Below are 12,767 nucleotides of genomic sequence, written 5' to 3'. Positions count from 1 at the left end.
ATGTGAGCGGCCTGCCTGACGATTGAGCTTTCTCAATCGGACAGCAGGTTCCCATGACGCAGGAGAAGATGAGCTCGCTGCGTGCGCGGATGATCGAGGACATGCGCATTCGCGGGATGGTGGAGACATCGCAGAAGGCGCACATCCGTGCGCTGAAGGATTTCACTGCGTTTCTGGGGCGGGCGCCGGACACGGCGACGCCCGATGAACTTCGCGCCTATCAGCTTCATGTGACCGATACCGGGGTCACGCCGTCGGTCTATGATGCGCGGATCACTGCGCTGCGGTTCTTTTTCGGCATGACATGCAACCGCGAGGGCATGAAGAAGTACATGCAGTTCTGCACAGAGGCGAGGAAGCTGCCGATTGTGCTGAGCTTCGAAGAGGTGTCGGCGATTTTGTCGTCTGCACCGGGGCCAGGTCTCAAGTACCGGCGGCACTTGGCATCGGCTATGGCGCAGGGCAGCGGGCATCTGAAGTGACCAACCTGAAGGTGGGGGACATAGACAGCGACCGTATGCTGATCCATGTCGAACGGGGCAAAGGTGGCAAGGATCGCGATGTGATGTTGTCGCCGTCGTTGCTGGAACTCTTACGTGACTACTGGCGCGAGGCGCGCCCACAAGGCTGGCTGTTTTTAGGGCAAAGTCGGGTCGCGCCTTTGTCGCCGCGCTCTTTGAGCCGCGCCTTCAACTCGGCGAAGGCCCCTCTCGGCAGATTGCTTCGCAATCGCCTGCCGGGCAATGCATGGCCGGGATCAAGAAGGCTGCGACATTGCATTCTGTCCGGCACAGCTTCGCCACGCATTTGTTGGAGGCCGATACGGATGTCCGTATGATCCAGGTGCTGCTTGGCGATGCCAAGCTGACCACGGTGGCACGATACACCTACGTCGCCACCAAGACGCTGCGCGCAACGTTGCCAGCCCGTTCGAGCACATCCAGGATGTGACCTGACGGGCGCGCGGCGTGCCACGGCACGCGCTGGAGGTTGCTGGCATCTTCCGGGCTCATGCACCTGCCTACCGACGGGCAAACGCAGGGTATCTGAGGCTCGGGCAGCTCAAGGTAGTGTCGGCTATTGAAGCCTGTAGGACCAAGGCGCTCGGTGGGCATGTGGCAGCCTGCGCCAAGTGCAATCACCAACACATTGCCTACCACAGCTGCATGAACCGGCACTGCCCCAAATGTCAGGGCCCGGCGGCAAGGGATTGGATGGCAGCGCGGGCGGCGGACCTGCTGCGCTTGGAGTATGTCCATCTGGTCTTCACGCTGCCCGCCGAGATCGCCCACATCGCCTATTGCAACAAGCGGGCGATCTATGGGCTGCTGTTCAAGGCATCGGCCGAGACCGTGATGACCATCGCTGCCGATCCCGAACGCATGGGCGCGCGCGTCGGCATGACCGGCGTCTTGCACACCTGGGGATCAGCAATGACCCACCATCCCCACCTCCACATGATCGTACCGGGTGGCGGGCCGTCGCCAAACGGCTCCAACTGGGTCACCTGCAAGCCGGGGTTCTTTTTGCATGTGCGGGTCCTATCACGGTTGTTCCGGCGCCTGTTCATTGACGGGCTCGAGGTGTTGCACTGCACCGGCAAGCTGACCTTCTTCGGTGCCATCGAAGGTTTGGCGGATGCTGATACCTTCGCGGATTGGCTGGCTCCGTTCCGCAAAACCGAATGGGTGGTCTACGCCAAACCGCCCTCCGGCGGTCCCGAGGCTGTGCTCGCCTATCTAAGCCGATATACCCACCGGGTCGCGATCTCAAAGAGCCGTCTCGTCAGCGCCGATGCCGACACCGTGGCGTTCCGCTGGAAAGACTACCGCATAAAGTCCGGGGATCGCACGAAGGTCATGCGGCTCGACACACACGAGTTCATCCGCCGCTTCCTGATCCATGTCCTCCCAGATGGCTTCCAGCGCATCCGCCATTACGGCCTACTGGCAAGCGCCGCGCGCAAGGTCAACATCGCGAAGATCCGCACATTGCTTGGAGCAGAAGCGGCCGCGCAAGAAGACGCACCCAGTGCCGAGATCGTCCCGCTGACATTGCGAGAGCTATGCCCCAATTGTGGCAGCCCACTGTGCATCATCGAGACGTTCAGGCGTGGTGAGGCTCCGCGATCCCGCGCACGACCCCGGAGGCAGGCCGCTTCCTCGCTGAGAGGTTTGTCAACGCGGCCACAGTCAGTCCCGACCGAAATCACGCGCAATGGCCCGCGTCGGAAAAACCTTCATCATCCCGGACCTTAGCTGCAAGGCACATTGATGGCTGTGATGCGGACGGAGCCGCCGTTATCAAAGCGCGCATATGGAACTGCCCACGCTGGGACTACGTTTTTTGTTCCAAGGGTCCGACCAATCCGTCCCCGTCGACCGATGCACATTCGGCAGCACTGCACCGCGTTCAAGGTCGCGGCACAACGCTCTGACGTGTATTTATTCAGCGGCCATGGGGATGGGCGGCTGTCCCGTCAGGCCCACGGCCCGCCGCACTTCGTCGGCATGGACGGCGGTGCCGAGAAAGTTGTTCATCGCGGCCTGATACTGGCCCATATGCTCACTGAGGAGCTTGCCGATATGCTGGCCGTTGACTTGAGTGTTCGCAGCCAACTCGGCCAGCACAGCGACCCACGTGGTGACAATCACTCCCGCTGCCGCCAGACGGGTTACCGTGACCTGGGTGATGAGCGGATTGAAATCCGCCGATGCATCGATCACGACGTAGACCTCATAGCCGTCGCGCAAGGCAGAGATCGCCGGGAAGGCAGCACAGACCTCGGTGGCAAGGCCCGAGATCACGAGCTTCTGGCGCGCTGTTGCCTCCACGGCCTTCCGAGACGCATCGTCGTTCCAGAAATTGACGAAGGGCCGGTCGATGACATCGACATCGGGAAAGATCGCCTTGAGTTCGGGCATGGTTGGTCCGTTCGGTCCGTCCGGCCAACTGGTCCCCATGATGACGGGGATGTCCATGGCCTTCGCCGTTTTGGCGTGGCCCAGGATGTTGTTCTTCAGAAGCATCGGGTCGATCGAGGACAGGAACTGCATGAGACCGACCTGGTGGTCGATCATCAAGAAAACGCAGTTGTCTGGGGTCAGTTCGGAGCTGGGAAGGGTCATGGAAGTATCCTGTGTCGCTGACGATGAAGTACGTGACTTCAATATCGCCGCGCCATTTAGGCGGGTCTTTCAGTAAGCCATGATCGGCTTATAGATTGCTACGCTCGTGCGCCTCGCACCAAACCAACTGTGGATATGCGTCGCGGTTCGAGGCGAATTGTTTCTGTTCGCCTATCAGCGAAATGTGAAAGACCCGGTGAGAGAGAGCCTGTCATGATCCCGCAGCAACTCAGAGGATCTCATGACGACACTCTCCTCGACCGACCTCGATGAACAACTCAGCTGCGCTTTCGTATTGTCCTCAGCGCTTTATTTTCGGATGGCCAATGTTGATCCCGATCAGCGTGATCCAAAGCTCAGCCTGTGGCGCGGGCTCCTGCACGATACAGCCCGTGATCTGGCAGCCCTCTCTGAACCTGCCAAGGCGTTTGGAGCGAGTCCGGAACAATTTCTGCGCGGCATTGAAGATCAGCGTCACACCTTGCGAGATCTAGCAGATGTGGCACGCCGACTTGGTCATACTCAGCTGAGCGAAGACTTGCTGAGATGGCATCGACGCTTCGATGCACAGATTGAGTACGACCAGAAACACATTAGGTGCTGGGTCATGTCAATGGTGGTCAACAACGCCCATAAGGCGAGATCCGATCGTCGGATGCCGCCAATGGCGCAAGAGATAGACCTGGGCAACATGCGGCTTCTCCTGCTGCCGCCAGGCACCTGTGATATCAAGCATTGTCTCTCGATGAATACATTCGATGTGAACCTGGCCCATACACCCCATGAGATGGCGATCAATTCTGACCGATATAGTCGTTCGGTCGCGAAGTCCGACGTGATCGGATTCTTCCCGGCTGGAACCGATATCAGATTGCGCGTGACCAATTCCTTGCCCGGGTGCGTCCTTGAGGTCGACGATGGGACGCTGAACAAGTGGACTGAGGCCGCGGAGGTTTCCACGACGTGGCGCAGGACCGTGCATGGCTACCGGATAGACAGAGTGGCTGCCGATCTTGCGCGGGCGGGTATCCAGTATTTGATGCATGCGACGCACTCAAAGACGCCGAGTGATCGCCTCACCGTCGAAGCCATTTCGCTGGCAATTGCCGCCCGCGGGATCGCGAGTTTTTCCATCCCTGATGGGGACATCGATGGCGAGATCGCCCGTTGGAGCCGCGCCAGCCAGCGTAAGGAAATTGATCGTGCCATCGATCTGATCGAAACACGGCTCTGTGAGGCCGATCTGTCTATTGCCCAGCTCGCCGATGCGGCTTGCTTGTCTTCCTCTCATTTCTCAGCCGTTTTTCGATCGATGATCGGCGAGACACCTTACGCCTTCATTCTGCGCCGTCGCGCGGAGTATGCCCGCGATCTCATCATTGGCACCGCAGACCCACTGGCCGAGATCGCCTTCACAGCCGGCTTTTCCAGTCAGGCTCATATGACCGTCGTAATGCGCAAGATCTTCCGCACCACGCCCGCCGCAATGCGAAACTGAGAGAGCCAGCGGCTCAAGAACCAGTCCGCTATTGGTTCCGTGAAAGTGAATGGCGGCCCCGTTTCGCGCGTCATAGTTTTCAAGTGCCAGTTTAGCACTTGAACCCTGCATTCTGCTTTGGTTCTACAATCGAAGAACGTCGCACCACAGCCGAAATTCGTTGCACTTTGGCAGTTTGGCAAGTGTGGGCCCTTTTGAGATCTTAGCTGCGAGGCGCACGGATGGTAGGTAGGCGGACTTCGCGGACCTTCAACGAACTTCCGCAAAGCAGGTTTAACCAGTGTTAGGCTGCCGTCGCTAGTTGAACTTGGCCGTCATTAAGGAAACATCGCTTATCGAAAAGTGACAGATCGACGGGGTTTGGCAGCCGTATGTCCTCAATGCTTGGCATGTCAGTTGAAGTCAGCTCAAAAGCACGGTCGATCTGTGAGATCACGACAACAATCGCCCCTCGCTCGGTTGCAAATCTCTTAAGTGCCCGGACTTGTTCATCAAGCGGAGGGTTGCTTCGCTTTTGATCCAAGAGCTGCATGTAATCGACAACGGCGAATGCACGATCCGGCGCATTGCTGATGCGTTCAATGATATGTGCCGCACAGATATCGTCCGAGGTATCAACGACGATTGAACGGTTATGTTCCTTCGGATCGAAACCGAGTTTTTCAAACCGGTCCCAGACATCGGCTTCATTGTAGTCCAAGGAGAAAACATAGCCTGCGCGATTGTTCTTCTCTGCCAGCGCAGTCAGTTCCAATCCAAGAAGGGTCTTACCGTGGCCGGGGCGCGCACCGATAAGCATCATATCGCCTGGATTGAACTGGCTCATGATTTCCTTTGCTGGTGTCGCTTTGGAGTGACTGGACGCCAAGTGGCTCCAATCATTGAAGCCCTCTTTGGTGGCAATTTGGTTCAGTGCCGCGTGGAGCCTAATATCGTTGTCACGTGCCAGCAATTTTGCTTGACGCTTGAGTGCGTAGATTGGTGATGACAGTCTCATCTTGAACCTCCTTCCACGAGCGGTGTCCGCAATCCCTCCTTATGCGCTTGCTCGAACAGGTTAGGTTCGAATTGGTATCGCTCCGCATGACTGATGCTGCCCCAGTGGAGGGGGGAGGCCCGAGCAAGGCTGCCGTCAAAAATTATCCCGATCGCTTGGAAAACTCAATCGGGTTTCGGTCATTCGCTGCACGCCGACGAAAGCTCAAGTTGGGCTCAACGCAGCCATTTCAACCAGACAGCCAAAAAATACGACAGGCCCCGCCGCCCTACTGAGATTTGGCGTTGAAGATAAACAGCGTCTCGCCGTTGATGGTATAGCCATTGATCAGTTCTGCTGCGCGCGGGCCGGTGAGCCAGTTTTCGAGCTGCACCGCCAGGTCGTTGCGCACATGGGGGTGTCGCTCGGGGTTCACTGCGAGGAAGGCGTATTGGTTGAAGAGCGCCGGATCGCCCGCATAGAGCAGCGCGAGCCCGCCCTTGTTGCCGAAGTTCAGCCAGCTGGCGCGGTCCGCGAGGATATAGGCGTCGAGCCCAGCGGCAGTGTTCAGGCTCGCGCCCATGCCCGCGCCCACTTCCCGGTACCACGCACCAAACGTGTCGGGGCTCAATCCGGCCTCTGCCCAAAGCGCGCGCTCTTTCTTGTGCGTGCCGCTGTCGTCACCGCGGCTGACAAAGGCGGGCTCGGCCGTGCCGATCCGTCGCAAGGCGTCGATGGCAGAGCCAGCCTCGGCAATCCCCGCCGGATCAGCCGCCGGCCCGATCAAGACGAAGTCATTGTACATGATCTCGCGCCGATGGGTGCCGTAGCCCTCGACCAAGAAGGCCTCTTCCGCCGCGCGCGAATGCACAAGGATCGCGTCCACATCCCCCGCCTGCCCCAGCCGCAGCGCCTGCCCGGTGCCCACGACGAGCAACTGCACGTCGAGCCCCAAATCCTCCTTGATCGCGGGCAGCAGCACATCCGCAAGACCGGAGTTCTCAAACGACGTGGTCACCGCCATTTTCATCTCTTCCGCAAGAGCGGCCATGCCCAGCGTCAGCGCAGCCAAGACAGCGAGAATGCGGGGGATCATGCGATGATATCTCCTCTGAAAAACGCCTGCAGTTCGTCAGTGCGCGGCGTGCCGAAGAAACGCTCGGCGGCGCCCGTTTCATGCACCATGCCGTGCAGCATGAAGATAGCATCGCTGGCCAGCCGCCTGGCTTGACCCAGATCATGCGTCGTCATGATGATGCGGGTTTTTTCATCGAGAGCCGTCCGCAGCAAAGCCTCGATGGCGCGGGTTGAGGCGCCGTCGAGGTTGGCGCAAGGCTCGTCGAGAAACAGTACGTCGGGCCTGCGGATCAGCGCGCGGGCGACCGCCAGCCGCTGCTTTTCGCCGCCGGAGAGGCGCGTGGCCTGCAGGCTCGCGCGCTCTTCCAGCCCGATCCGCGCCAGCCAGTCGTTGACCCGGCGCGACACCTCGGCACGCGGGGCGCCGAGCAACTGCAGCGGATAGCGCAGATTGTCCGCCACCGACCGGCGCAGCATGATCGGCGTCTGGAACACATAGGCCTGCCGGTGCCGCGCCTCCTCTTCCGAAACCGACCAGCGCACGGCCCCGGCACTTAGCCGCTCAACGCCATGCATCGCGCGCAGCAGGGTGGTCTTGCCGCTGCCGTTGGGCCCGATGATGATCGTCAGGCCAAGGCCACCGACCTCCAGGTCGACCGGGCCCAGCAGGCGCTTGCCACGCCGGCGCACGGCCACATTCGTCATGGTCAGCGGAAGGATGGTGCTCACCAGCGGCCCTCCCGTTCGGTCCGCGACAACCAGTGGATGCTGATGTTGATCCCGATGGCCAGTGCGATCAGCACAAACCCCAGCGCCAGGGCGAGGGCGAAATCGCCCTTTCCCGTCTCGAGCGCGATTGCGGTGGTCAGGACACGCGTGGCGTTGTCGATGTTGCCGCCCACGATCATGATGGCACCGACCTCGCCGATCCCACGCCCAAACCCTGCGAGAGAGGCGGTGAGCAGGTTGCGCCGGCCGTCCCAGATCAGCGTCTTGATCCGCTGCCAGCCACTGGTGTTCAGCGAGATCAGCAGATCATGGTACTCCGCCCAAAGCTCGCGCATGGCCTGATGGGTGATCGAGGCGATCAGGGGCGTGATGATGATCACCTGCGCGATGATCATTGCGGTGGGGGTGAACAGCAGCCCCAGAACACCGAAGGGCCCCGAGCGGGACAGAAGTATATAGACGATCAGGCCAACCACAACCGGCGGCAATCCCATCAGCGCGTTCAGGACCGAAATGGTCAGCCGCCGGTACCGGAACCGCCGGATCGCGAGGAAGGTGCCAAGCGGCAGCGCAATGGCCGACGCAATCACCAGCGCGCTCAGGCTCACCTGCAGCGAGCGCAGGGAAATCTCCAGCAGGTCCGCATCAAGGGTCACAACCAGCCAGAACGCCGACACCAGCCCGTCGTAGATATCGTTCATGTCTCAGGCCGGTTCATCTGCCACGCGGTCTTAGTTCAGTTGCACCGTCCTAAGGCATGGGTGCGCGCTCTGCAATCCGGTCAGACAAGCTCTGCGTCGGTCATGATCTCCACCAGCGCGGGGCCCTTATGCGCCAGCGCATCGCGGATCGCGGCTTGCAGATCATCCGGCTCGGTGACCTTCACGCCGTAGCCGCCGCAAAGGCGTGCAAAAGCGGCAAAGCCGGGGTTGTGCAGATCCGTTTCCCAGACCGGCCACTCGCCCGAACGCTGCTCTTTCGAGATCTTCCCCAGCTCGCCGTTGTGCAGCAGGATATGGGTGAGATCCATGCCGTACTTCACCGCCGTGGTGAACTCCATCGGGTACTGCCCAAAGCCGCCATCGCCGGAGATCGACACCACCTTGCAGCCCTTCAGATCGTCCTTGTCCTGCGTGGCGGCCCAGGCGCCCATGGCGGCGGGCAGGCCAAAGCCGATGGAGCCGAGATAGCCCGACATCAGGACCCGCTGGCGGCCTTTTGTTTCCAGATAGCGGCCGAAGGAATAGGTGTTGTTGCCGACATCCACCGCGAAGATGGTGTTCTCCGGCACCAATTGGCCCAGCACATCGAAGATCGCGAAGGAATGGACGCCACGCCCCGCGTCCTCCTGCAGCCGGTGCTGCTTTTCACGCCGCCAGATCGCCCAGCGCTCGGCCAGTTCGGTGATCTGGTCCTCGGCCTCCGGATGCGTGCAAGGCACATCCCGAAGAGCTGTGCAGAAGGCGCCCACATCCCCCCAGACCGGCAGCGCCACGGGATGGAACTTGCCGAGCTGCATCCGCTCGTGATCGACCTGGATGATGGTCTTGCTGCGCTCGATCCCGGTGTGGTTCGAAAAGCTTGTCCCGAGGGCCAGGATCAGGTCCGCCTCGTTCATGAACCAACTTGCGATCGGCGTGCCCGAGCGCCCCAGCACGCCCGCGGCACAGGTATGATCGTCCGGCACCAGCCCCTTGGCCTTGAAGGTCGTCAGCACCGGCGCGCCGAGGGCTTTGGCGAGCGCAGCGATCTGGCCGCGAACAGGGTACGCGCCATGACCCACAACGATGATCGGGCGTTTGGCTGCCCGCAGCATCTCGGCCACCCTCTCGATCTCGCTTTGCGCCGGCGTGACCGGGGCGGCGGAAATACGCCCCTCGGGGCCGCTTGCGGGTTTGTCCGAGGGGTTCGTCTGTACATCGTCGGGGAAGATCAGATGCGCCACGTTCTGCTCGACAATCGCCGTCTTGCAGGCCAGCGAGGCCAGCTCTGCGTGGTTGGAGCTGTCGAGAACGGGCTGTGAAAAGCGGGTCACCGCCTCAAACGCCGACAGAAGGTCGATGTCCTGGAAGGCCCCCGGCCCCATCACCTGGGTCTGCACTTGGCCCGTCATTGCCAGCACCGGCGCGCGGTCCACCTTCGCGTCCCAGAGCCCGGTGAGCAAGTTGGTGGCCCCCGGCCCTGCAATGGTCAGGCACACCGCGGGTGTGCCGGTGAGCTTACCGTAGGCCGATGCGGCGAAGGCCGCGGCACCTTCATGTCGGATGCCGAAATACGACATCCGGCCATCCACAACGGCCCGCCGGATCGCGTCGGAAAGCCCGAGGTTCGAATGCCCCACCATCCCGAAGACGGATTGCACCCCCCAGTTGGTCAGCGTCTCGACCATGACATCCGTGACCGTGCGCTCATGCGGCGGCTCGGGCGCGATCCCGACGAAGATTTCGCTGTCGCGGATGTCCACGGGATACATCTGCTGCCCGGTGTCTTCATGCCCGCCGGGCGGTTTGCCGGTCAGCGGGTCGAAATCCCAGCCGTGCCACGGGCAGCGGATCCAGCATTTGTCATCGATGCCCTTTTCGATCGAGCCTTCGCCCAGCGGGCCGCGCTGATGCGGGCAGTGGTTGTTCATGGCCGCCCATTGCCCATCGAAATGCACCAGGCAGATCGAGGTGGTGCGCGCGGTGACCGTCTTGACCCGGCCCTCAGGCAGATCGTCGGTGTGCCCGACACGGATCCAGTCGAGGGATGCGTCACTCATGTGGCTCTCCGGTCTCGGGTGGCTTGCTCAGCACATCATAGAGTTTCTGGACGAGGCTCAGAACCCCGAAACACCCCAGCGCCCAGATCAGCAATTCGAACGGCGCCGCATTCGTCCCGCGCAGCCATTGGCCGACCAAGCCACCCTGCGGGCGCAAGGCCTCCCACCCCAACAACCCCGGCCTGTCCCAGAGCGAGAGATACCAAAAGCGGGAGAGGTAGAAGAAAGCCGTGGCGAGCACTGCAACGAGACCAAGCATCAGAATGCGGCGGATCACGGCAAGACCTCCAGCGTGTCAGGGTCCATGCGCAGCACCAGCAGGTCGCCCCGCCGCTCGACCTCACCTTCGAGCGACACATATTGCGCCACGTAGTGGTATGCGATCTCGGGCAGATGCCCGCCATCCGGCCCGGTGACAAGCAGATACTCCGAGCCGTCCACCGGCTGGGTCGAGACAAAGACAGGCGGCACCTTGCCCAGCAGGCAGAGGTTGGCGCAGGCCTTGTGCGCCAGCCCGCGCCCCGGGCGCATCGCACCTGCGAGGCATTTGCCGTCGCAGATCTCACCGGCGAGCTTCCAGCGGCCAAGGGGGATCGTCTCCATCTCGGGCGCTGCGCCTTCCGCTGCCTGTATCCCATTGGTACCGCCGCGCAGTTGCAACATGTCGAGCGCGCCCCGCTGCAACATCACACCGGAAACCTGTGCGAGCTGCCCCTCCAGCGGGATCGCGCGATCCTCCACGTTGGTCTTGCCGCCGCCTGCGAGCATCAGCGTGTGCCCCGCCGGGATCTGCTCATTGCCTTCGGTCACCCGCAGAAGCGGATAGGGTGTGAGTTCGACCACCCCCGTCACGGTCTGGCGCCCGTAGTCGAAGCGAAAGGCGCCATCCCCCGGATCGTCCTGGGCGACGCCAAGCGCCAATCCGAACCCTGCAAGTCCCGAGACGAACAGGACGCAGACCGCCAGCAACAGCCCCCGCAGCGCCTTCGGGGCGGGCAGATAGCCAACGAAGAAGCTGTCCTTCTCGCTCATGACGGACCTCCCTGCGGCACAGGCACCGGTTCAACATAGGTACCGGGCACATTGGCCTGTGGATGGACCAGTACAGCGGTGCCCTTGAGCTTCAGATTGTAGGTCGGGATCTTTTCGGTGAAGGGGGCAGGCGAGCGCCCGTTGGTCACGTCGTACTGAAACCCGTGCCAGGGACAGGTCACCAGACAGTCGATGATGCGCCCCTCGCCCAGCGGCCCGTTCTGATGCGCGCAGGCATTGGAGATCGCGCTCAGCTTGCCTTCATTGAGATAGACCGCAACCCGCTCGCCATTGGCCAAGAGCTTGATCTTGGCAAACCCGTCCTTCATCTCGGAGACATCGCAGACAGGTACCCAGTCGGCGGCGTCGGCCTTGAGCGCCGCGTCCGTCCGGCGGTCTTTCAGGGCCGCAAGCAGATGCAGGGCCCCCACCGCCGCCGCACCGCCAATGAAGATCGCCGTGAAGGCGTGGTTCTGCTGGTCCTGCAGGATGCCGAAAGAGACATGCGCCACCACCGCAAGATAGGCGGGATAGATCAGGTAGTGGATGCGCTTCCAGACCGGCGGGCTGAGGAATTTCATCCAGAAGTCATGGCTCGTCGCCGCCAGCAGGATCAGCGTGAAGAGCGCGAAGATGCCGAAAGCCTCGAACGGAAAGCCTGCGAGCTGGCCGTAACTCGTGTTTGCAAAAAGCAGGGCTTCGTACTTGTTGGAAGCCGAGAAGGCAAAGTACCAATCCACGATGTAGCCCGCGTGGGTGATCGCCACGAAGGCGGTCATCACACCGAAGTGCCGGCGGTTGTACAAGAGCGGCAGAAACCGCGGATCGAGCCGCGCCAGAGGTCCGATGCAGAGGATCACCGTGAGCATGACGAAGGCGCAGGCCCCGAAGGCGCGCGCAGTGTGAACTTGGCTGTTGATCGGGCGCTCGTGACTGAGAATTCCGGGAGCCGCGTAGAGGAACACGTAGAGAAACAACCCCACCCCCAGCAGCATCACCGCATCGTAGATGTACTTGTTCGCATTCCACTGCACGGGGATGTACTTGACGCTCATTGGCTCACCTCCGCCGGGGCAGAGAGCTGGACCGGCGCGAGATCGGCCGGCCAGGTCTGACGCTGGCTCAGACCCGCAAGGATGATCAGACAGATCCCGATGGGCAAAAGCCAACCCACCGCGAAATGGGCGCGGCGGGGCGGGTCATATCGGCGCGCCCACTGGTCACGGCCGCCCTCGTAGAGGTACCAGCGCCAGAGCACCAGCGGCCAGATCACCAGGACCCCAGGAATGAGCAGCGGTCGAAAAATGTAGGCCTCGCGCGCGTCTTCATCGATCCGGTCCATGCCGATGGTCAGGAAAATCGCGGCAACCACCGCGCCGATGCTGCCCCAGATGCGCAGGCCCATGAGGATGGCTTCGGCTTGGTTCATGTCCCTGGCGCTCCGGTCATCTTGGCGTCTCTCCGAAACGTGCACGCATTTCGCACTCAGGACCAAATCACAATTTCAGATTTTGCCGCCGAGGGTCGGCGAATTGCGGCCGATGTGGTTTCTGCGCGCCACCGGCA

The 12,767-nt window shown here is 61.5% G+C and carries 14 protein-coding genes and 1 pseudogene; 5 read left to right on the top strand and 10 right to left on the bottom strand.

From position 1 onward, the window contains the following. Nucleotides 1-53: 53 nt before the first annotated feature. From MUB52_RS24100 to MUB52_RS16740, 4 genes and pseudogenes are all read left to right on the top strand, one after another. Nucleotides 54-482, top strand: a complete 429-nt coding sequence (locus MUB52_RS24100; RefSeq protein WP_263845392.1) for a phage integrase N-terminal SAM-like domain-containing protein — start codon at nucleotides 54-56, stop codon at nucleotides 480-482. Continuing rightward, entirely contained in the window at nucleotides 479-838 is a 360-nt protein-coding gene (locus MUB52_RS24095) for a tyrosine-type recombinase/integrase (protein ID WP_404818242.1), read from the top strand. The genes MUB52_RS24100 and MUB52_RS24095 overlap by 4 nt, the downstream gene beginning before the upstream one ends. Continuing rightward, on the top strand, nucleotides 748-951 hold the full coding sequence (locus MUB52_RS24090) for a tyrosine-type recombinase/integrase (protein WP_404818241.1): 204 nt from the start codon (nucleotides 748-750) through the stop codon (nucleotides 949-951). Before MUB52_RS24095 ends, MUB52_RS24090 begins: the two co-directional genes overlap by 91 nt. 17 nt (nucleotides 952-968) lie before the next feature. Then, nucleotides 969-2,141: pseudogene (locus MUB52_RS16740) on the top strand (IS91 family transposase); the annotation flags it as partial. A gap of 303 nt (nucleotides 2,142-2,444) precedes the next feature. Here MUB52_RS16740 and MUB52_RS16735 read toward each other — a convergent pair. After that, entirely contained in the window at nucleotides 2,445-3,128 is a 684-nt protein-coding gene (locus MUB52_RS16735; RefSeq protein ID WP_263845391.1) for an isochorismatase family protein, read from the bottom strand. Between the two features lie 241 nt (nucleotides 3,129-3,369). On the opposite strand from MUB52_RS16735, the gene MUB52_RS16730 reads away from it, so the two are divergent. Next, on the top strand, nucleotides 3,370-4,626 hold the full coding sequence (locus MUB52_RS16730) for a helix-turn-helix domain-containing protein (protein WP_263845390.1): 1,257 nt from the start codon (nucleotides 3,370-3,372) through the stop codon (nucleotides 4,624-4,626). 283 nt (nucleotides 4,627-4,909) lie between these two features. Here MUB52_RS16730 and MUB52_RS16725 read toward each other — a convergent pair whose 3' ends face one another. From MUB52_RS16725 to MUB52_RS16685, 9 genes are all read right to left on the bottom strand, one after another. Beyond that, nucleotides 4,910-5,623, bottom strand: a complete 714-nt coding sequence (locus tag MUB52_RS16725; protein ID WP_263845389.1) for a DNA helicase — start codon at nucleotides 5,621-5,623, stop codon at nucleotides 4,910-4,912. Nucleotides 5,624-5,891: 268 nt separating this feature from the next. Beyond that, on the bottom strand, nucleotides 5,892-6,698 hold the full coding sequence (locus MUB52_RS16720) for a substrate-binding domain-containing protein (protein ID WP_263845388.1): 807 nt from the start codon (nucleotides 6,696-6,698) through the stop codon (nucleotides 5,892-5,894). Further along, a complete protein-coding gene (locus MUB52_RS16715) occupies nucleotides 6,695-7,411 on the bottom strand; it encodes an ATP-binding cassette domain-containing protein (RefSeq protein WP_263845494.1) in 717 nt (238 codons plus the stop codon). Before MUB52_RS16715 ends, MUB52_RS16720 begins: the two co-directional genes overlap by 4 nt. Beyond that, a complete protein-coding gene (locus MUB52_RS16710) occupies nucleotides 7,405-8,109 on the bottom strand; it encodes an ABC transporter permease (protein WP_263845387.1) in 705 nt (234 codons plus the stop codon). The genes MUB52_RS16715 and MUB52_RS16710 overlap by 7 nt, the downstream gene beginning before the upstream one ends. Before the next feature lie 80 nt (nucleotides 8,110-8,189). After that, on the bottom strand, nucleotides 8,190-10,169 hold the full coding sequence (locus tag MUB52_RS16705) for a thiamine pyrophosphate-dependent enzyme (RefSeq protein ID WP_263845386.1): 1,980 nt from the start codon (nucleotides 10,167-10,169) through the stop codon (nucleotides 8,190-8,192). Further along, nucleotides 10,162-10,446 (bottom strand): hypothetical protein, encoded by a 285-nt coding sequence (locus MUB52_RS16700; protein WP_263845385.1) that lies wholly within the window; start codon nucleotides 10,444-10,446, stop codon nucleotides 10,162-10,164. Before MUB52_RS16700 ends, MUB52_RS16705 begins: the two co-directional genes overlap by 8 nt. After that, nucleotides 10,443-11,201, bottom strand: coding sequence for a hypothetical protein (locus MUB52_RS16695; protein WP_263845384.1), 759 nt, complete (start codon nucleotides 11,199-11,201; stop codon nucleotides 10,443-10,445). The genes MUB52_RS16700 and MUB52_RS16695 overlap by 4 nt, the downstream gene beginning before the upstream one ends. Continuing rightward, entirely contained in the window at nucleotides 11,198-12,256 is a 1,059-nt protein-coding gene (locus MUB52_RS16690) for a Rieske 2Fe-2S domain-containing protein (protein ID WP_263845383.1), read from the bottom strand. The genes MUB52_RS16695 and MUB52_RS16690 overlap by 4 nt, the downstream gene beginning before the upstream one ends. Then, nucleotides 12,253-12,630, bottom strand: coding sequence for a hypothetical protein (locus MUB52_RS16685; protein WP_263845382.1), 378 nt, complete (start codon nucleotides 12,628-12,630; stop codon nucleotides 12,253-12,255). The genes MUB52_RS16690 and MUB52_RS16685 overlap by 4 nt, the downstream gene beginning before the upstream one ends. Nucleotides 12,631-12,767 lie beyond the last annotated feature (137 nt).

It is taken from the genome of Roseobacter sinensis, from assembly GCF_025755255.1.
Classification (GTDB): domain Bacteria; phylum Pseudomonadota; class Alphaproteobacteria; order Rhodobacterales; family Rhodobacteraceae; genus Roseobacter; species Roseobacter sinensis.
Note: the sequence above shows the minus strand (reverse complement) of the source record. Positions and strands in the feature narration are given on the sequence as shown.